The 20,484-nt window shown below is 57.7% G+C and carries 15 protein-coding genes; 6 read left to right on the forward strand and 9 right to left on the reverse strand.

Going from position 1 to position 20,484, the window contains the following annotated elements; genetic code table 11:
* Positions 1 to 146: 146 nt before the first annotated feature.
* From ACLEJP_RS15100 to ACLEJP_RS15120, 5 genes are all read right to left on the reverse strand, one after another.
* Positions 147 to 2,420: an ATP-dependent DNA helicase gene (locus ACLEJP_RS15100; RefSeq protein ID WP_440807606.1), complete on the reverse strand. Its 2,274-nt coding sequence runs from the start codon at positions 2,418 to 2,420 to the stop codon at positions 147 to 149.
* Positions 2,417 to 4,066, reverse strand: coding sequence for a VRR-NUC domain-containing protein (locus ACLEJP_RS15105; RefSeq protein WP_440807608.1), 1,650 nt, complete (start codon positions 4,064 to 4,066; stop codon positions 2,417 to 2,419). The genes ACLEJP_RS15100 and ACLEJP_RS15105 overlap by 4 nt, the downstream gene beginning before the upstream one ends.
* Positions 4,067 to 4,211: 145 nt before the next feature.
* On the reverse strand, positions 4,212 to 5,567 hold the full coding sequence (locus ACLEJP_RS15110) for a GntR family transcriptional regulator (protein WP_440807611.1): 1,356 nt from the start codon (positions 5,565 to 5,567) through the stop codon (positions 4,212 to 4,214).
* Positions 5,567 to 6,949 carry a hypothetical protein gene (locus ACLEJP_RS15115; protein ID WP_440807613.1) on the reverse strand — a complete coding sequence of 461 codons (1,383 nt, stop codon included), beginning with the start codon at positions 6,947 to 6,949 and terminating at the stop codon, positions 5,567 to 5,569. Before ACLEJP_RS15115 ends, ACLEJP_RS15110 begins: the two co-directional genes overlap by 1 nt.
* A gap of 510 nt (positions 6,950 to 7,459) precedes the next feature.
* On the reverse strand, positions 7,460 to 8,482 hold the full coding sequence (locus ACLEJP_RS15120) for a zinc-dependent alcohol dehydrogenase family protein (protein ID WP_289131354.1): 1,023 nt from the start codon (positions 8,480 to 8,482) through the stop codon (positions 7,460 to 7,462).
* 206 nt (positions 8,483 to 8,688) lie between these two features.
* Here ACLEJP_RS15120 and ACLEJP_RS15125 point away from each other — a divergent pair, with 206 nt between their 5' ends.
* Positions 8,689 to 9,603 carry a LysR family transcriptional regulator gene (locus ACLEJP_RS15125; RefSeq protein ID WP_440807616.1) on the forward strand — a complete coding sequence of 305 codons (915 nt, stop codon included), beginning with the start codon at positions 8,689 to 8,691 and terminating at the stop codon, positions 9,601 to 9,603.
* 340 nt (positions 9,604 to 9,943) lie between these two features.
* Here ACLEJP_RS15125 and serC read toward each other — a convergent pair whose 3' ends face one another.
* From serC to ACLEJP_RS15140, 3 genes are all read right to left on the reverse strand, one after another.
* Complete coding sequence (gene serC, locus ACLEJP_RS15130) at positions 9,944 to 11,065, reverse strand: 3-phosphoserine/phosphohydroxythreonine transaminase (protein WP_440807618.1); 1,122 nt, start codon at positions 11,063 to 11,065, stop codon at positions 9,944 to 9,946.
* A gap of 37 nt (positions 11,066 to 11,102) precedes the next feature.
* Positions 11,103 to 11,702: a glutathione S-transferase family protein gene (locus ACLEJP_RS15135; RefSeq protein WP_440807620.1), complete on the reverse strand. Its 600-nt coding sequence runs from the start codon at positions 11,700 to 11,702 to the stop codon at positions 11,103 to 11,105.
* A 74-nt stretch (positions 11,703 to 11,776) separates the two neighbouring features.
* Positions 11,777 to 12,724: an alpha/beta fold hydrolase gene (locus ACLEJP_RS15140; RefSeq protein ID WP_440807623.1), complete on the reverse strand. Its 948-nt coding sequence runs from the start codon at positions 12,722 to 12,724 to the stop codon at positions 11,777 to 11,779.
* A 458-nt stretch (positions 12,725 to 13,182) separates the two neighbouring features.
* On the opposite strand from ACLEJP_RS15140, the gene ACLEJP_RS15145 reads away from it, so the two are divergent.
* The 5 genes from ACLEJP_RS15145 (at position 13,183) to ACLEJP_RS15165 (ending at position 18,975) form a co-directional block, all read left to right on the forward strand.
* Complete coding sequence (locus ACLEJP_RS15145) at positions 13,183 to 16,011, forward strand: winged helix-turn-helix domain-containing protein (protein WP_440807625.1); 2,829 nt, start codon at positions 13,183 to 13,185, stop codon at positions 16,009 to 16,011.
* A gap of 227 nt (positions 16,012 to 16,238) precedes the next feature.
* Entirely contained in the window at positions 16,239 to 16,718 is a 480-nt protein-coding gene (locus tag ACLEJP_RS15150) for a nuclear transport factor 2 family protein (protein ID WP_440807627.1), read from the forward strand.
* Between the two features lie 640 nt (positions 16,719 to 17,358).
* The gene (locus ACLEJP_RS15155; RefSeq protein WP_440807630.1) at positions 17,359 to 18,021 is read left to right on the forward strand and encodes a carbonic anhydrase; all 663 of its coding nucleotides are present in this window, start codon (positions 17,359 to 17,361) and stop codon (positions 18,019 to 18,021) included.
* 32 nt (positions 18,022 to 18,053) lie between these two features.
* Positions 18,054 to 18,524: a cyanase gene (gene cynS, locus ACLEJP_RS15160; protein WP_440807632.1), complete on the forward strand. Its 471-nt coding sequence runs from the start codon at positions 18,054 to 18,056 to the stop codon at positions 18,522 to 18,524.
* A 187-nt stretch (positions 18,525 to 18,711) separates the two neighbouring features.
* Positions 18,712 to 18,975 (forward strand): DUF2790 domain-containing protein, encoded by a 264-nt coding sequence (locus tag ACLEJP_RS15165; RefSeq protein WP_440807635.1) that lies wholly within the window; start codon positions 18,712 to 18,714, stop codon positions 18,973 to 18,975.
* Between the two features lie 459 nt (positions 18,976 to 19,434).
* Here the strand turns inward: ACLEJP_RS15165 and cynR are convergent, their stop codons facing one another.
* Positions 19,435 to 20,352, reverse strand: coding sequence for a transcriptional regulator CynR (cynR, locus tag ACLEJP_RS15170; protein WP_440807815.1), 918 nt, complete (start codon positions 20,350 to 20,352; stop codon positions 19,435 to 19,437).
* Positions 20,353 to 20,484: the final 132 nt, after the last annotated feature.

The raw sequence follows: 20,484 nt of genomic DNA on the forward strand, positions 1-20,484 counted from the left end.
GATAGCGCCGTAGGCAACTCATGATCAGCCGGAGAAGTGCCATCACCTTGATATACAAGGCGTTTGCAGCTGGCACGGGGCGTGATCTTACCGCAAATGCAGCCTCCTGACCGAATCAACCGGCTGCCCAGGCAGAGGCATGCGGGCTAACCAGCACCCAGCTGCTCGGCCACTGGCCACCACCCTGGGAACATCTGCTGTACCCGGGGCTCGGCGAAACGTTCGTCGATCAGCACCAGCACGCCCCTGTCCTGGTCACCGCGGATAACCCGGCCCGCCGCCTGAATCACCTTGCGTACGCCCGGGTAGAGATAGGCGTAATCGAAGCCCGCACCGAACTGCCGCCCCAGGCGCTGCTTGAACTGTTCATTGACCGGGTTTACCTGCGGCAGCCCGAGCGTGGCGACGAACGCGCCGATCAGCCGCGTGCCGGGCAAGTCCACGCCCTCGCCGAAGGCACCACCGAGGACGGCAAAACCGACGCCACGGCCATCCGCTACGAAGCGGTCGAGAAAACCCTGGCGGGCGGCTTCGTCCATACCGGGTTCCTGGCACCACAGGGGAATGCCCGCGTGCTGCTCGGCCAGCAGTGCGGCCACCTGCTGCAAGTACTCGAAACTGCTGAAGAACGCCAGGTAGTTCCCGGGCATTCGCGCATACTGCTCGGCAATCAGCTCGACGATCGGCGCCAGCGAGGCCTGGCGTTGCTGGTAGCGGGTCGACACCTGGCTGGCGATGCGGACTTGCAGCTGTTCGGCGCGGAACGGCGCCGCCACTTCCAGCCAGGCAGTATCCGCCGGCATGCCCAGCAGGTCGCTGTAGAAATGCCGCGGGCTCAGCGTGGCGGAAAACAGCGTCACGCTACGCGCCGCCTGCATGCGCGGGGCCAAAAGGCGCGCCGGGTTGACGTTGCGCAGGCTCAGGCTGGCCAGCCGCCGCTTGCGCGGGCCCTGGCGTTGGCTGATGTCGAACAGGAAGTGCTCATCGAACAGTTCGGCGACCCGGCTGAACTGCAAGGCCTGGAAAAAGAACTGCAATACCTGCGGGTCGACTTGCGCAGGCGCCTGGTTCATCTGCTCCTGGATCAGCCCGATGCACTGCTGCAGTGCGCGCAACAGCCCTTCCGGCAGCGCCTCGCTGGCCTGGTAAGGCGCGCGCTGCGCCTTGTACAGCGCATTCCACTGCCGGTTCAGGCGGTCCAGCGCACTGACCAGCCCAGGCGGCTTGCTCTGACGCAGTGCCAGCAACTGGCCCTGGTCGAGGCTGGCGCTGTACATGCCACGCCCGCGTTCGACCAGGTTGTGCGCCTCGTCCACCAGCACTGCTACGCGCCACTGGTTGGCCTGGGTCAGGCCGAACAGCAAGGCATGGGCATCGAAATAATAGTTGTAGTCCGCCACCAGCACGTCGACCCAGCGCGCCATTTCCTGGCCCAGGTAGTACGGGCACACCTGGTGCGCCAAGGCCACGTCACGCAGCCGTGCACGGTCGAGCAACGGCAACGCGGCCGCTGCTTCGCGGGCGGCGGGCAGGCGGTCGTAGAAGCCCGCCGCCAACGGGCAGGACTCGCCGTGGCAGGCCTTTTCCGGGTATTCGCAGGCCTTGTCGCGGGCGATCAGCTCCAGCGTGCGCAGGGCCGGTTGCGGCGTGGCATCGGTGATCTGCTGCAGGGCATCGAGGGCCAGGGCCCGGCCCGGCGTCTTGGCGGTGAGGAAGAACAGCTTGTCCAGTTGCTGCGGCGCCATGGCCTTGAGCAGTGGAAACAAGGTGCCAAGGGTCTTGCCGATGCCGGTGCTGGCCTGGGCCATCAGGCAACGGCCAGTGCTCACCGCCTTGTACAGGGTTTCTGCCAGTTGGCGCTGGCCCTGGCGAAACGCCGGATACGGGAAGCCGAGCGCCTGCAGGCCCTGGTTACGCTCGGCCAGGCGCTGCGCTTGCCGTTGCGCCCAAACCAGAAAGCGTTGGCACTGGGTTTCGAAGAAGGCTTGCAGTTCGGCGGCGCTGCAATGCTGGCTGATCAGCGTCTGGCCGTCGGTGTCCACGTCCAGGTACACCAGCGCCACCTCGATGGCCGGCAGTTGCCGTGCCTGGCACATCAACCAGCCGTAGACCTTGGCCTGTGCCCAGTGCAACTGGCGATGGTTGGCCGGCTGGCGCGAAAGGTCGCCACGGTGGGTCTTGATCTCTTCGAGGCGATTGCTGGCAGGGTCATACCCATCGGCGCGGCCACGTACCTTCAGCGTTTCGAACTGCCCTTCCAGGGCGATTTCCGACTCGTAGCCTGCAGCGCGCCGTGCCACAACCCGCCGATGCCCCTCGATGCCCTCCTGGGCGCTGGGCGATGGTGTGAAGCGCAGGTCCAGGTCGCCGACCTTGGCGCTGAATTCGCACAAGGCGCGCACCGCCACGCTATAGCTCACGGCGTATCGCTCCAGCGCACATGGCACACCGCGACAGGCAGGCCGTGGGCCCGGCAGAACGCCAGCCAGCGCAGCTGGTTGTCCTGCAGGCGGTCGCCGGGCCCCTTGACCTCGACCATGCGGTAGCGGCCCTGCCCGGGCCAGAACTGGATCAGGTCGGGCATGCCGGCGCGGTTGTTACGGATGTCCTGCAACAGGCGCAGGAAACACTGCTTCAGATGCGCCGCGGGCAGGCAGGCCAGCGCCTGCTCAAGCAGCGTCTCGCTGAGCATGGACCAGAACACGAAGGGCGACTGCAGGCCCTGCTTGGCGGCATAGCAGTCGAGAATGGCCTGGTGATGGCTACCGTCGTCAAGGCGCCCCAGGCAACGTTCGAACAGTGCGCTGCGCCGTTGCTGGAAGTCGCTGTCATGCAGGTCCTGGGGCGCAGCCTGGAACGGGTGGAAGAACGCGCCAGGCACCGGGGCGAAGAGCGCCTCCCAGCACAGCAGGCCGAACAGGCTGTTGAACAGCGTGTTCTCCACGTAATGCACCGGCCCGCCATCCTCGGCCAAGTGCTGGCGCACCGCCTCCTCCACCCCCAGGGCGGCGTGCTCGCGCGGCAGTTCCAGCTCGATCAGCTCCAGGGTGGCCGTACGCTGGCGCGGTTGCGGCGGGCCGCCGAGCTTGCGGGCCAGGCGGGGCAACATGCGCTCCAGCGCCTGCACTTCCAGTGCGTTGGCCGGTGTCGCCGCCATGTGCAGCGCCAGGGCATGCGCCTCGGGCCACTGCTCGCTGCGCTCCAGCACCCGCACCTGGCGGATGCGCGCCTGGGCATGCTGGCATTGCGCGTAGACCGCCATGGCCTGCGCCCAGTCACCCTGGCGCTCGCACTGCTGGCCCAGGGCGAATTGCAGGCGCGCATGCCGCCGGGCCAGCCACGGGTTGTCGCTGTGCAGGCCCTGCAGGGCCGTGAGGATCGCCCCCGGGTCGTCGCCCTGCTCCAGACGCTCTGCGCACTGGTGCAAGGCCATGGCCAGGTCGACCTCGGCGCGTTTCTGCAAGGCTCGCGAATCGTTGCTGAATGGCACCTGCTCATAGCGCAACAGGCCCAGGTCGGCGAGGACGAAGTCAGACCAGTCCTGGTAAAGGTTGCCGAAAAACAGCAGACGCATGCGGTCACACAAGGGCTGCTGACACCACTGGAGGATGCGCACGCCACTGTCGGGGAACCACTCGGCCAGTGCTCGGGCTTGCAGGCCCAGCGGTTGCAGCTGTGCCAGCAGGTCATGCTTGGCGGCACGCGGACGGCTCAGGTAGCGGGCAAAACAGCGGGCAAGCTCGTCCTTGCGCAACAGGGTGAACAGCTGTTCCAGCGCCAGTTGCCCGGGCTCCTGCACCCAGCCGAGGGCCAGCAACGGTTGCAGTGCCTGCCAGGTGTCGCCGATTTCGGCGTAGTCGAGGCGGTCACTGCGAAACAGCTCGCCCTTGCGCATGACCATGCGCACCATCAGGGCCTGCGCCGGTACGGCCAGCTGGCTGAAGGCGTGGATGAAACCCAGTTCCTGGTCGTCGAGCAGGTCTGCGTAGCGTTGTTCTACCCACTGCATTACCTGGCGGAAGTTGTGCAGGTAGTAGAACGGGTCATCGACGGAATGGGCGATCACTGGGCTGGGTCAGGCGGCTGGAATGGATACTGGTTATACATACAGACCAGCCAGCTGACAAGTGCCGCAGGTCGTACCACGCTCACCCAGCGGCGCGGCGGCTGCGCAACACCCCGCTTTGTTCCATCCCCTGCTCCCGCGGCCTTCAACCGGCCATCCCGGCGGGCCGCCCGCAGCGTAGTTCCAGCGCCTGGGCCAGGCGTTCCACGGCCTGTTGCAGGGCATCCGCCTGCTCGCCAACCCACGCCAGTGCCAGGTACTGCTGATAGCGCCCGTGCAGGCTGAACTGCTTGCCCGGAAGCGCATGCAGTGCCGTACCAGCCAATGCCGCGACAATGCCCTCCCAAGCCAGCGGCTGGCGAAAACGCACCCAAAGGGCCTGCCCGCCTTCGGGCATTTCCAGCACCACGCGCTGGCCGAACTGCAGCTCCAGCGCACGCGCCAGGCATTGCGCGCGCCTTTGCAGGTCCGTTCGCAAGCGGACCAGTTGGGTCTCGACCTCACCCCGGCCCAGCATCTGGGCAAGCGCCTGCAGGCGCAGCGGCGCAAGCCGGAACCCGCGCTCGGCGAACGCCCCGGCCAGCACGGCCCCCTGCCCCAGTACATAGGCATAGGGTGCCTCGGGCCCTATTACAGCCTCGAACGCCCCCATGACCAGCAACCAGCGCGGATCGGCCCAATCGCGCAGGCGCCTGGCCGGCGGCCCGCAGTAACAGTGGTCACTGTCCAGATCGTTTTCCAGCAGCCACACCGGGTGCCGGGCCAACAGTTCGCCCAACTGCTGCTGGTAGTGTGGCGTGACCAGACGCCCCTGTGGCATGCCAAGGCACGACGGCATGACCACCATGCACACTGGCTCGCTTTCCAGCAGGCGGGCCAAGCCACGCAGGTCCGGATTACCGCGCGGGTCTGCCGGCAGTTCCAGCACCCGCATGCCGGTGCGTTCCAGGGCGCGCAGCACTTGCGGACAGCAAGGCGAGTGGACCAGTACGGTCTTCCCCTGCAGGGCCAGCGCTGCCAGCAACGTTTCCAGCAGCGCGGGAATGTCCGGGGCCAGTTGTACATCCTCGGCACGCCAGTACTGGCCGGAAGAACGGGTATAACGCGCGGCCAGCGCATTGCGCAGACGGACACTGCCGAGTTCTGCCCAGGCCGTGGCACTGTGCGCGCGCTGGCGCGCCAGGCGCCGTTCATGGCTGAACAGGGCACGTTCGAGCGTTGGCTGTGCCGGCAATGGCGCCTGGCGCGGCATGACCGCAGTGGTACATGTGGCAGCACGTTGTATGTAGTAACCGGATCTCGGCCGGCATTGGACCCGGCCCTCCTCTTCCAGCAGGTTGTAGGCGCTCTGCACGGTGGCCAGCGATACCCTCAGCCGGCGCGACAGCGCGCGCAGCGACGGTAAACGGCCTGTGCCCGCAGCCGGCGCCTCGTCGACCAGCGCTATCAGGTAACGGTAAACCTTGCGATAGGCAAACTCGCCGCGAACAGCCCGCGCCATCAGGGCTGCCCCGCCGCATCACGCCGCTGCCCTGGCGCGCAGGGCGGCATCCAGCGCAGGTGGATATCGCGTTGCGCCAGGTGGTTCATCAGGCGCCAGGTCGTCAGGCGCAAGCGCCCGCCATAGATCGCCCGCAGTTGCCCCAGCGGCAGGCCGCTGGTGTTGACCAGCCAGTCCTTGACCGCCTCCGGGCAGCTTTTACCCTGTAGGGCCCGGTGCAGATAGGGCAAGGCCACCAGCATGTCGGCATGCCGGCACTGCAGGAACCGCTCGAGGTTCCTCCCCTGCCTGGCAAACGGCCTGAACAGTACGCATACCAGTTGGGTCTGGTTGATACCGTAGGCTTTGCCAAACTGCACCGGCTGCACATCGCCGTGGCGACTGCCGCCAGGCTTGCCAGCCAGGCGCAGGGCAGGTCGACCAGCCAGGGGTTCCAGGCTGTGGTCGTACAGTTCGTGCAATTGCAGCAACGCCGACGGCTCGCTGAACACCGCCAGGGGCCAGGCGTCCCGGGCGTCCTCGAAGCGACAGCCGAGCATCACGTCGAGCTGTTGCACACCCAGCAGATGTGGCAGCAGGTCGTCGATGGCAAATACCCGCACCGGCGCCTCTTCCGTGGCAACGCTTGCGGCCGCTTCGCCCTGCGTGTCCAGCGCTCCGTCGAGGGTGCCTTGCAGCCAGCCCAACCCCTGGGCCAGCGTCGCCAGGCACTGATGCACCTGCTGCGAACCGTGCGCGCCTGCCAGGCGCAGGCTGCGCCGGGCCCAGGCCAGGTACTTGCGCCGCAGGCGCGCGGGTACAGCGGTGACCAGCACGTCGGCAGCCTGGTCGCGCAGTGCAAGGCCCACGGCTTCGGCCAGCTCGAGATGCAGGCGGCTACCCAACAGCGCTTCGGGCCTGGCATCGACCAGGTGGCCAAAAACCAGCATGGCATCCCGCGCTTGCCGCCAACGTTCGCGTACAACCGCAGGCCGACAGCTGAACGGCACTACCTCGCGTCCCTCGATCATCTCCAGCTGCACCCGTTGATCATCCTGCATGAACAGGGCGCTGAAGCAGCGTTCATGGCCTTCGAGCGTAGCGTGGTCCGCACTCGGCAAGCTGACCACCAGCACCCGCAACTGGAAAGTGACCGGCGCACGCAGGGCAATGCTCAACTGGGCGGCACGCAGCATGGCCAACAGCCGCGTACTGCGACGGTCGTTGCCGTGCAGCACCAGCAGGCGGAATGTACCGATGTATTCGGGCCCGCCTGCGGCAACCAGCAACCGTTGTATAAGCAGTTGCAAGGAGGCACGCTGGGCCTGGGACATGTGGCTCAGCAAGCGCTCAAGCACCTGCTGGTAGATATAGTGCATTGCCTGGTCGTGAATAGCAGTCACGGAATCACCTCATCAACTTCAAGCACCTCACGCAAGCCGAACAGTAAATTGCTCGAGCAAATGCCGCGGCGTTTCCAGAAGAAATTTCCTACAACTAAAATGAAGTAATGACGTAACCATTCACTGTCGCCAAGCCATCGAGAAGAACGCACCAGCGCGCCAGTCCACTGCTGCCAAATACCGCCCTGGCTCGGGCATAGCACTGCTCATCCCACGCTCCTTGCGCAAACTATCATCGGGCCATTATCGAGGGATGGAAAGCGAATAGAAGATACAGATCAGGGTATAAAAACCATTCAGAGAAAACGGAAAAACACATTGACCGCACGGCAGCGACAGTTCAACCCAGAAAACCTGGCAAGATATTTCGGTATACCCCTGTTATTCAGTTTTCAAGTAATCCGATTCGCTAGTTGCTGTAAGGAATTTCTGTTTTTAACAGTTGAATTATTCTTTGGGCGCAAAAAAACCCGGGACAAAGCCCGGGTTTCCTGACCGTTCGAACAACCGTCAGTGATGCGCCATATCCAGCACCACACGCCCGCCGCACGGGCATTGGTCCATGTAGCGGTGCGCCTCCACCACCTGCTCGAAGGGGTACACCTTGATGATCTGCGGTGTCAGCAACTGGTCGGCAGTGAACTGGTTGATATCGCGCAGGGCACGCTGCAACGCCACCTGGTCCTGGCTGATACCCAGCTCCGGCTTGCCGGTGAAGTTTCCGATGCAATGCACATAGAACTGGATGTTCTTCTGGAACGCCGCGCACGCCGGGAACGGTGTCTGGTTGCCACCTTGCAGGCCATACAGCACCAGGCTGCCACGCGGCGCCAGGACATCGCCCAGCAGCGACATCTGCGGCCCGCCCATGCCGTCGAGGACCATGTCCACGCCACGGCCGTCGGTGTACTTGCCAACCTGCAGCAGCAAATCCTGCTCTTCGGTGACGATCACCTTGTCAGCACCCAGGCCCAGCAGGTATTCACGCTGTTCCGCTTCCTTGGTGGCGGCGAACACTTTCAGCCCGAGAGCCTTGCCCAGTTGCACGAACGCCGGGCCGGCGCAATGGCTGGCATCGGTAACCAGCGCAGTCTGCCCGGCCTTGGCCCGGGCCAGGTCGACGTAGGCGAAATAGGCGATCAGCAGCGGCGTGTAGTGCACGCTGGCCTCGATCGGTGTGAGTACATCCGGGTAGCGGGTAATGGCGGTACGTGGCAGTACGATCACGTCGCCGTAAACCGGGTGCTGGTTGGCACTGGTGGCCGGGAAACTCGCCACCCGGTCGCCTACCGCGATGTCCTCGACACCTTCGCCAACCGCAGTCACCACCCCGGCCATTTCGTGGCCGATGCCTGCCGGCAGGCGTGCCTGGGAGGGGGCCAGGTTCTGCCGCCAGAGCACGTCATACCAGCTGACGCCAACCGCTTCGACGCGGATTTGCACCTCGTCGACAGCGGGTGACGGTTCGGCCTGCTCCTCGCAACGGAGCACATCGGCAGCGCCGAACTTGTGGAACCGGATCATGCGGGACATCGCATACCTCGCCTTTGTGAACCTCTAATTACCCTGAACTCTATCCGGGCTTTACCGGTTAGACCATCAGTGGTCATTAATAGTCGACATGCTTGTCATCGATTGGGCACCTGACTTTCCTTGCGATTGGTCCCCGTAAACCCGTGCAGGGTACCAGCCTTTGGCCTTAAGATTCACCCCTGCCCCCTTTCAGGCGAAGCGCCCCGATGAATCGAAACGACCTGCGTCGCGTAGACCTCAACCTGCTGATCGTGTTCGAAACGCTGATGCACGAGCGTAGCGTGACCCGTGCCGCGGAGAAACTGTTCCTCGGCCAGCCGGCCATCAGCGCAGCCCTGTCGCGTCTGCGCAACCTGTTCGACGACCCGCTGTTCGTGCGCACCGGCCGCAGCATGGAGCCCTCGGCCAGGGCACATGAGATCTTCGCCCTGCTGTCTCCCGCGCTGGACTCGATTTCCACCGCCGTCAGCCGCGCCGCCGAATTCGACCCGGCCACCAGCAATGCGGTGTTCCGCATCGGCCTGTCGGACGATGCCGAATTCGCCCTGTTGCCGCAGTTGCTCAAGCGTATCCGTGCCGAAGCGCCGGGCATCGTGCTGGTGGTGCGCCGGGTCAACTACCTGCTGATGCCGACGCTGCTGGCCTCGGGCGAGATCTCGGTGGGGGTCAGCTACACCAGCGAACTGCCAGCCAACGCCAAGCGCAAGGTGCTGCGCCGCAGCATGCCGAAGCTGCTGCGCGCCGACAGCGTGCCTGGCACCATCAGCCTGGATGACTTCTGTGCACGGCCGCATGCACTCGTGTCGTTCGCCGGTGACCTGTCGGGGTTCATCGACGAAGCCCTGGAGGAAATCGGCCGCAAGCGCCATGTGGTGCTGGCGGTGCCGCAGTTCAACGGGCTGGGGAGCTTGCTGGCGGGCACCGATATCGTGGCCACGGTGCCGGACTACACGGCCGATGCACTGACCGCTGCGGGTGGGTTGCGGGCGGAGGATCTCCCGCTGGAGGTGCGCAGTTTCGAACTGCACATGGCCTGGCGCGGGGCGCAGGACAATGACCCGGCAGAGCGCTGGTTGCGGTCGCGGATACAGATGTTCTTCGGAGATCCCGATAGCCTTTGACCGAATTCCACCAAGATCCATAAAACCCTGATCGGCTTTGTGGATGCCGATTCTTTCTTGCGCGCCTTCAAGGCCTGGACAGGCATGACGCCAGGCGAGTATCGAAGCCAACACAGCCACTGAAGCCAGAGGGCTGAATGTCCGCTATGGGTCGAAAGCGGACGCACACACATGGCCGCAATCGAACCTAAGCGAACAAATTCTACAAGCATGCTACTGGCAGTTCATAAACCTGTCGGTATACCGTCCAGCAAAATGCCGCCTCCAATAGCCCCCAACCATGAACAACACCGTCCAGAAGTATGAGTTCAAGGGTGGGTGGCCCGACCTTCGTGCCAACCTACCCGAATGAGCGCTCAAATACAGACATATATTCAACCAGTGACTGTACAGCTTCCTCGGAAACGGTATTATAAAGCGAGGCTCTCATTCCACCAACTGATGGATGCCCTTGGAGCCCAAGAAGTCCACACTCCTTTGCCCCTGCTAAAAACAACTCGTCTAGACGTGCATCTCCAAGGCGAAACGGAACGTTCGTCCACGACCTATACTCCGAAGCGATAGGGTTAAAATATAACTCGCTTCGGTCGATGTAATCGTACAGCAAGCGCTGCTTACGCTCGTTGACTGCAGCGATAGCAGCTAAGCCGCCTTGTTCCTGAAGCCACTCAAATACTAAGCCCGAGATGTACCACGAAAACGTTGGTGGCGTATCGTACATGGATCTGTGCTCCGCCATAACCTTGTAATTCAGCACCGCGGGACAGCTTTTGCTTGCCAGATCAAGTAGGTCTTGACGGATAATTACCAGTGTTAACCCGCTAGGACCGATATTCTCTTGCGCTCCGGCATAAATTAACCCAAAACGAGAGACCTCGATGGGCCTAGAAAGAATGCTGGAAGAAAAGTCTGCCACAAGCGGAATCCAGTCAATCTTGGGAGCTACACTAAGCTCCAGTCCGCCAACTGTCTCGTTCGCAGTATAATGCAGATAAGCGGTATATTTGGAAATTGTCCATTCGTCTGGGCGTGGAATAGAGCAGTAGCCAGACGCTCTTGAACTTCCCGCCACGTTTACAGCTGTGTATCTATGCGCTTCCTTAATAGCTTGTTGCGACCGAATCCCTGTATCTAGATAGTCAGCCTTATCATATTTTCCTAAAAGATTCAAAGGGATTTGCGAAAACTGAAGGCTAGCTCCACCGGGAAGAAATAATACTGAATAGTGTTCAGGAATACCCAGCAGCGAGCGTAGATCAGCCTCCGCTTTTTTTGCAATCTCCATGAATTCTTCGCTGCAATGGCTCATTTCCATGATCGACAGGCCTCGCCCCTGCCAGTTATCCAGCTCTGCTTGCACTCTTTTTATAACGCTATGAGGGAGCGCAGATGGCCCCGCGCTGAAATTATAAGTACGATAATCTGAGCAGGCCGAATTTCCGATCACAACAGAACTATTCATGATTTGCTCCGATAGCTATAAGCTCGATCTCGATGCGTTAATCCAAGTTCAAAAAACCAGGAAGCGCTTGGATATTCTTTAGCCAGCTCAGAATGTGGGGGTAGCCACTAAGAGCTATGTTTACCTGTGGGGCGCTAGACACGAATGGATACAAGGCGATATCTGCAACAGTGGGGTTTCCTTTCACTAAAAAATGACGGCTAGTGAGCTCTGAGTTCAAGAGGTCGAGAAAGCCTTTATAGCGATGAGTCGCATGATTTGCATCCAATCCGTTGCGGAGCAATGCGACTCCAGTGTCGCCTGCGCCATGGAATAACTGTCCAGCTGCGGCCGAAATCCAGCGCTGTATTGCGGCAGAATTTTCGGGATCACTTGGGCACCATTGTTCACCTCCATATTTACGACCTAAATAGATAAGTATTGCATTTGAGCTTGGAACGACAACGCCCCCATCATCAATTACCGGGCCTCGCCAAAAAGACTTCAACGCAGAATATTCCGATGACTGGAATGCGCGGTCGCCTATATTAATCTCAGCTTTTTTGCAAGATATCCCCAGCAATGACAGCATGATCAAAACGCTATGATAACTGCTTGAAAGAGGAGAGTAATATAACGTCAGTGCGTGCTCTGCCATGTCATCACCTCAGGGCGCGACCAAAACAACAGTTATTGCATCCTTCTCCGTGATATCTGCGGATACGACCACTGTTATTCTGAGTTTCGATTTAGGAAGTCAAGGATCTTATCAGCAATTAAACTGGAGTGAGTCTCCAAGGCAAAGTGGCCGGTATTTTCTATGAGGCTGACTTCAGCTTTTGGAATATCTCGTTTGAATGCTTGAGCTCCAGCAGGAAGAAAGAATGGATCGTTTTTTCCCCAAATAGCCAAGAGCGGTGGTTGATGCTTGCGGAAATAATTATGAAACTCCGGATACTTTTTCACATTGCTTGCGTAATCCAGGAACAAGTCGAGCTGGATGTCTTGTTGACCTTCGCGTTCTAGTAGCGCCTGGTCAAGTGTGTATCCGTCTGGCGAGACAAGGTAAGTCTCTTTTACACCCTCCATGTATTGCCACTTTGTCATTTTAAGCTCCAGCAATTTACGGAGCGCCAATCGATTTTGTTGAGTAGGATTTGCCCAATACGTTTGTATAGGCGCCCATCCATCACTCAGCCCTTCCTCGTAAGCATTACCGTTCTGCGAAATAAGTGCTGAAATTTTTTGTGGGTGAGCTGCGGCGATTCGCCACCCCACTGGCGCTCCGTAGTCGAAAACGTACATGGCAAACCTACTTAGTCCTTTCGCCTCAATGAAGCCATCGATAATTTTTGTTAAATTATCGAAAGTGTAATCAAATTCGCTGTTGCCTGTGCGCTGAGTGAAGCCGAACCCCGGTAAGTCAGGTGCTATCACATGGTATTTTACTGCTAGTTTAGGTATGAGTTCGCGAAACATATGGGAGGATGTCGGAAAACCATGTAAAAGTAGGACGGTTGGTGCATCGTGTGGCCCTGCTTCGCGGTAGAACACCTCAAAACCGCTAACTTGAAGGGTACGGTAGCTAACTTGTTCACTAGGCGCACCTGAATAAACGGCGGTGCTAACAAGCGCAAGGTAGAGCGCGGAAGATGCAGCAATTTTCATAACGGCTTTCATGAATGACTCCTCCAGATGAAGGGTTTAGTCAGCGTGATATCGCATTAATGACCACAATGCCTAAACGTTGGTGGTCACAATCCTGACTTGTACCTTGCAGTCAGTTTTGGTTACGAATCCTGCTCACCGCAGGCCTGTTTCGATAAGTCGAGGCCCTGCCTGAGGCTACGATAGGCCTCCCCTGGCACAGACATTCCTGGACGCTTGAGCTCAAAGCTACCGCCATTCGCGTGCTTAAGTCCTTGGGGGAAATCTGAAGATTCTGAAGCTAGACTGCTCATAGGCACCCCGGACGGTGCTTGCCTGGATGGTGCAGCGGGCGCTGCGCTTAGCCACTACCGGGTTAGGTTTCTCTGAACGAGCGAATTGGAACATCCGCTAGAGAAACGGCTATGGATGCGCGGCTTATCAGACGCCTTGCTCACTAAGAAGCGGGGCCTGCATTAGGAGCCCACACCATGACCAAATTCGGTCGAATTGAGGTAAGGTCAAATCGCCGGGAGCTTTTGGTTGACGGCTTTCCAGTCATGATAAGCGGACCTGCCTTTGATATCCTGAACCTTTTGATCTCCGCTAACGGCGAGCTAGTTAGCAAAGACGCAATCATGTTGCACGTGTGGCCTGACAAGCTCATTGATGAGAATAATTTGCAGGTGCATATGTCAGCTCTGCGTAAAGCGTTGGGTGCCGATCGAGATGTGATCAAGACGGTCTGGGGACAGGGATACAGATTCGTCATGCCGCCCAATGAAAAATCCGTAACACAGGAAGTTAAGCAGACCGCCGCGAACGGAAATCTGCCACTTATCGACTCTCCGTTGATCGGACGGCAGCAAGACGTTAGGGAAGTCAACGAGCATCTGCAAGAACATCGATTGATCACGCTAACTGGACCCGGGGGGATAGGCAAAACGCGCCTGCTTATGGAGGTGGCGAAGCAACAGTCTGATAACTTTCCAGGCGGCGTTTGGTTCGTTGAATTAGCGCCGCTCACGACGGCATGCCTAGTTGCCGACACTATAGGGGCGACCCTCGGACTGAGGTTTGCGGGCGGCGCCGCATCTGCAGAGCGGGTTGCAAAGGCACTGGGCGACAACGCCACACTGCTATTGCTGGATAACTGTGAACACGTGATCCACTCCGTTGCACAATTCGTAGAAACACTTATCCGTTTAAATCCAAGCGTGAGCGTTGTCACGACGAGTCGAGAGTTGCTTCGTATTGAGTGCGAACATCTCTACCACGTTCCCCCCTTGGCTGTTCCTACCCCTGGTTTGTCGAACGCTAACGACCTTCTACCATTTGCTGCAGTTCAGTTGTTTTTATCTCGGATGAAAGCAGCGGACCAAAGAGCCCTACTTGAGGGCAGGCTTATCGCATTGGTTAGCGGTATCTGCCGCCAGCTTGATGGCAACCCTCTGGCCATAGTACTCGCGGCAGCGCGTGCTGCTTCGCTGGGGATTGAGGGTTTAGCGGATGGACTGCATGATCGCCTTAAATTGCTTCGGTGCGGCTATCGAACATCCCTGCAACGACACCAAACACTGCGCGCGGCCCTCGACTGGAGCTATGAATTGCTCGGTGCCACTGAAAAGAAGATCTTTCGGCAGCTCGGTTTTTTATCTGGGAGCTTTGACCAAGCAACAGCGGTAGCGGTAGCAGGCAACGCAGGCGATGATCGGTCTGAGATATTGAACAGTCTGTCCGAACTGGTAGAAAAATCCCTGGTACAGATCGAGCGTTCCACTGAGGTGCCGCATTACAGGCTTCATGAGACAACGCGACTATATGCGTTGGAAAAGCTTAAGAGTCATGGAGAGTTCGTAGCATGCGGTTATCGACATGCGGACTTCATCAAGGCTTTGCTGGTGAAGGCAATTCACGATTATCAACGCGAGCCGTCATCACAATGGCTAAAGCTGTACAAACACCAGATAGACAATGTTCGAACAGCTCTAGAATGGGCATTCTCGCCTGTAGGGAAAACTGAGGTTGGGATTGATTTGGCAGCCGGATCAATCCCTCTGATGATGGAGCTCTCGTTGGTGGATGAGTGCCGCGTTCGGCTTACCTCAGCACTCGCGGCGGTAGATACAGTACCAGGCTCCTCTCCCAGATCCGTCATGCAACTACGCTCCGGCCTTGCGGTGGCCTTAACGTTCACACATGGGCCCTCTAAGACTACGGCCTCGCTTTGGGCCGATGTTCTTGAATTAGCCTCGAAGCTAGGAGACCAGAGAAGCCAAGCGAAGGCTCTGTGGGGACTATGGACAGCACGAATTTATGGCGGAGAACCGCGCGCGGCCCTAGAGGTCGCAAAAAAATTCGCGGTGCTAGCAGAGGAGCGCCAAGATGACCCCGACATACTGATGAGTCATCGTCTGCTCGGTGTGTCGCTTCATTTTTACGGGGAGCAACGTGAATCGCAGCGGGAATTGGAGTATCTGATTTCACGTTATATCCATTCGGTCCATCACACTAGTACTGTAGGGTACCAAGTCGATCAGGGCTTAGTTGCTCGAGCCATTCAAGCGCGCACCTTATGGGTACAAGGACTCCCAGATCAAGCAGCCTCATTGGCCACAGAGGTCGCAGAGCAGGCGCTGGCCTGCGATCACATTATGACCAGGTGCTATGCACTAATCGAAGCCACCATCCCTATATCTCTGATAGTAGGAGATTACGAGACCTCTGCTCGCTACCTTGCAATTCTGGGCGATACCGCTTCACGGCACGGCTTGGAAGTGTGGGGAGCCTGGGCCCGCTGCTTCCAGCATACGCTTGCACTCCGCCGGCGCAGTTCAAACGAGGAAATAGCGCTGCTCCGCAATGCTGTCGAAGCATTAAGAATGACCTCATTCACAGGGCATTTCACTTCATTTCTAGGGATTCTTGCCGAGGAGCTTTGCCGATCTGGTGCTTTTATCGAGGCAGAAGACAAGATCCAACAAGCCCTCACTTTCACCTTCATCAACGAAAGCTATTGGAACACCGCCGAACTGCTCCGAATAAAAGGCGAGGTCCTAACTCAACTAGCAAAGCATCAACCAGCTGAAAGCTGCTTCCTGGAGGCACTTAAGTGGGCCCGCCAACAGGAAGCTTTTTCTTGGGAGCTGCGTGTGACCACTTGCCTGGCTCGCCTGTGGGCGAAGGTGGGTCGGCAGCAGGATGCCTATGAGTTAATGGCGATTTCTTGTAGCCGTATCCGAGAGGGATCTGGTAGCACAGACGTCATCAATGCACGCCAGCTCCTGGAGGAGCTCCAGTCCGGGACGAATGGGCGATAAGAAATTCAGGATCTTCAGAATTCATCCAAGGACCGAGCGTCCGAAGGGATGTACGTTAGGCAGCAACCCACAAAATCAACCACGATGCTATTTGTTTTCTGGTCGAGGTTTGTGCGGTGGTCAGCGAACGGTCCTGCCAGTCTTGAGCTGAAAATGGCGCCGCGTACTGAACTCATCACGCGCGACGCTGGTGCTGAATTCCTGCCCCTGATGTAGGAGATCCGAAAATGAATACCAACTCTGAAGTGCGTCCACCGCTTCCGCCCTTCACGCGCGAAACTGCGATCGAGAAGGTCCGCTTGGCGGAGGATGGATGGAACAGCCGCGATCCCGAGCGTGTTTCTCTGGCCTATTCCCTCAACACCAAATGGCGTAATCGTGCCGAATTCGCTCATAACCGGGCTGAAGCCAAAGCTTTCCTCACTCGAAAATGGACCAAAGAACTCGACTACAGACTGATTAAGGAGCTCTGGGCGTTCACAGGTAACCGAATCGCGGTGCGATTTGCCTACGAATGGCACGATGACTCTGGCAACTGGTATCGCTCCTACGGCAACGAAAACTGGGAGTTCGGGGATGACGGTCTGATGGAAAACCGTTTTGCCTGTATCAACGATCTCCCAATCAAGGAGTCCGAACGCAAGTTCCATTGGCCACTCGGGCGTAGGCCCGACGACCATCCAGGCCTTTCAGAGCTGGGCCTCTGAGCTGACTAATGGACAAGGATGTCCGATCAGTTCCGATGTCTACTCCGAGCGCTGGACAGGCCCCTCTTCCCAATCCAACCCACCTCTAACAAGCCTCAAGAGCTATCTTCACCAGAAGCACGAGCCTAGATCTTCCGTACATTGTCGAGGCATTGACAGGGACGGTTCACTAGACGCTGCTCACCGTTTTGCATCTTTTCCTGAACGGCACCAATACGAAGCATCTGGCCGCACTGCGGAGCGGCTTTGCCCCTAATCCGGCGGCAACCTCCCTAACCCCTATCTGATCGCCACCTGCGTTGTGTGGACGACGACTTCGAGTTGAGCCAAGTGACTTTGGGAACACAAAGCTTGAGCGACACACGTCCTGTTACCCTTCAAAGATACCGGTGCTCTGCCCAGGATTTCCATGCGGCGCAAATAGAAGTCCCGCCTGCGCAGCTGAACCCACCTCTCCTTCCAACGTCACAATCCCGCTTGGTATCCATCAAGCCGCAAAGCAGGAGTACGGCTGTGGGGACGAAGCATGACGCTGCATAACTATAGGCTGCGCTTATGCTCATGATAATACATGGGTCTTGGACGCTATCGCTGCTTAAGGTCAATCTAACCCCAACAGCCACCCACCAGGACAATCGCCATGAAAAACCTCATCGAAGGCTTGATTAAGTTCCAGCGTGAGGCATTTCCCCAACGCTCGAACCTTTTCAAACACCTGGCTTCAACCCAGTCCCCGAAAACCTTGTTCATTGCCTGCTCGGATAGTCGTGTAGTCCCTGAATTGCTCACCCAGCAAGAACCCGGTGAGCTGTTCGTGGTCCGCAACGCTGGCAACATCGTGCCGTCCTACGGCCCGGAACCAGGCGGTGTTTCCGCTACGGTCGAATATGCGGTCGCCGTCCTCGGTGTCACTGATGTAGTCATCTGCGGCCATTCCGATTGCGGGGCCATGACAGCAATCGCTCAGTGCAAGTGCCTTGATCACCTGCCAGCAGTTTCGAATTGGCTGCGCTATGCAGAAGGCGCCAAGGTAATCAATGCGGGTCGTCCGCACAGTAATGACAGCGCTCGACTGGCTTCTCTGGTCAAAGAAAACGTCATTGCACAACTGGCCAACCTGCAGACCCACCCAAGCGTTCGGATCGCGCAGGAACAAGGGAAGTTAAATCTGCACGGCTGGGTCTACGACATTGCAAGCGGAGGCATAGACGCATTGGATAACAGCTCTGGCCAATTCGTATCGATTGTCGATTACCCGGCCACCTGCGCTGTCCCTGCGCGGCAAGTAACAAAAGTAGCCTGAAGACAGTGACCACCACCCGTAGGAGAAAAACCATGCAACAATCTCATGCTTATCAGGACCCAACCCTGGCGCTGACCGGGAAAATCCTCGAAGCGAAGGCTCGTAAAGATCTTTCCTGGGAGAGCCTTACCGAAGGCACTGGCCTGAGTCTGTTCTACCTTACTGCTGCACTGTTGGGCCAACACCCACTAAGCGAAACTGCAGCCAAGGCCGTAGTTGCGCATTTGGATCTGGATAAGGAAGTAGTCGCCCAACTGCAAGCCATTCCAGTGAGAGGATCCATTCCAGGTGGAGTGCCAACCGACCCTACAATCTATCGATTCTACGAGATGATCCAGGTGTACGGTACGGCTCTCAAAGCAATCGTTCATGAGCAATTCGGTGATGGCATCATCAGCGCGATCAACTTCAAAATGGACATCAAGAAAGTTGAAGATCCAGAAGGCGGATCTCGTGCAGTCATCACTCTTGATGGTAAGTTCCTGCCGTACAAGCCATTTTAAATAGGCCTGCATTCATCACCGCACCGGTGAGGCGCGGGAGTTGCAAAAGCAATACGTAGCGCGCAAGTCACTACTACTAAATGAAGCTGCCCTCGCATTCCTTCTATCGGATGCAGTAGTATTGCGCGCTCACTTTAATAGCGCTTTATATTTCTCAATATGGAAACTTAAATCGGAAGGTTCAGCCATGAAAATCAAGATCGTTATCGCCTCACTGCTGCTTGCGGCCCAATATCAAATGACAATTGCTAATGCCTCAGAAGTCCAAGAGCAAACTGTCGTAGAGGACTATCGTTACGACATGAAGCTTGATATAGCTGACGTTGTCAATATATCACCGGTACCTGACGGATGCGGTGTTTACCCAGTAACGATGACTTACGTCGATCACAGTGGTGACCAGCACACGATTCGCTACCAGGTGTATGGAACTGGATGCAAGGACAGCTAAACGATGGTTCATTTCAATCGGCTGCGCCACTAAGTTTTTAGTGCGCAGCTTGAAATGAAAATCGGAAACGCTGCCCTCTATAGATCAAGCAAATCGAGCGCAACAAGGATCAGATGTTACTCAGAATTACAAAAACCGCTTTAGGCCATAGCCTAGTCGAGGCAACCAATGAACATCATGAAGCTTCAGATCTGCAAACTCCTCCAATTAGTGCGGAGATTTAAGATTGTGCGCAGCACTCAAGTTCGCACGCATCTGGAAACAGATGATACCATGCTGGCTTTCGATAAACGTTCGAATGCTTACTTACATAGGCAGAACTCCGCGGCTACCGCAGCCGCACACGCGGCAATTTACTCCCTACCTGGGACGATGCCACGGTGCCGACAGAGGCTGCAATCAGATAATTGACATAACTGGTCAGTAGAAAAGGCATTGCCTTTGAATGCGGACATACCTCTACATCTTTAAAGAAGAATCCAGCGGCCTCACAGAGCCTGATTTTTGCCCCCAGCTTTTCGCTATATTCATAAATGCCTCTGAAGCGGCGCTCCGGTAAGCGTCTCGCCGGACCAGTAGGGCTGCTGTCCTACAACGGAGTGTTGGTGTCAATTGGACTGAGATTAGTCCTGCCTGTTCCTGAGAGATTGCGTCTGGAAGAATTGTCGCCAAGTGGCTACGCCGAACAATCTCAACTATTGCCGTAATTGAGTTTGCCTCCACTGCGACACGCGGAACAATTTTGTGCTCGTAAAAATATTCATCTATGTAGCGTCTTGTCGCGAAATCGCCACTTAAAAGCACTAAGGGTTGTTCCTCGAGCTGGGTGATCGATAGAGCATCAGTTACACCATATTGATGTTGGGAGCTGACCATCATGCTCAACGTTTCAACAAATAATGGCTGGCTCTCGATTTCCGGTGAGCGCACTTCAGAAAAAGCGATACCGATATCTAGCTCATCCTCTGCAAGCGCAGCCTCCATCTGATCCTGAGGCATCTCCTTTATGCAGAGAGAGATGCCTGGGTATCGTGTGTTGAATAATTCGACCAACGCCCCGACCAGATAAGCCGTAAAGGTTGGGGTGATCGCTAGGCGAACCGAGCCCCTGGCTAAGTCTTTGACATCATGGATCGCCCTTTTGCCTGCATCTAGATCTTGTAGAGCCCTGCGCGCAAAGCGCACGTAAATCTCACCAGCATCTGTCAGGCGCACCGTTCGGCCCGAACGATCAAAAAGCTGGGCCCCTAAAGCGTCCTCCATCTGACGAATTTGCTGTGACAGCGTTGGCTGCGAGACGTGCAACGCCTCTGCTGCCCTTGTGAAATTCTGGTGGTCAGCCACCGCAAGAAGATATCGGATATGTCGGAGCAGCATGGCGGTCAACTATACGCTTGGCCAATGGCGACGAGCAAAGGCGCACCGCTTCCTAGATAGCATAGAACCGCTGTGCATGCATCCACGGGCTTCGGAACACCTCAGTGGACAAACGCCTTACAGAACAAGCGC

The organism is Pseudomonas sp. SMV7 (genome assembly GCF_052041995.1).
Lineage (GTDB): Bacteria > Pseudomonadota > Gammaproteobacteria > Pseudomonadales > Pseudomonadaceae > Aquipseudomonas.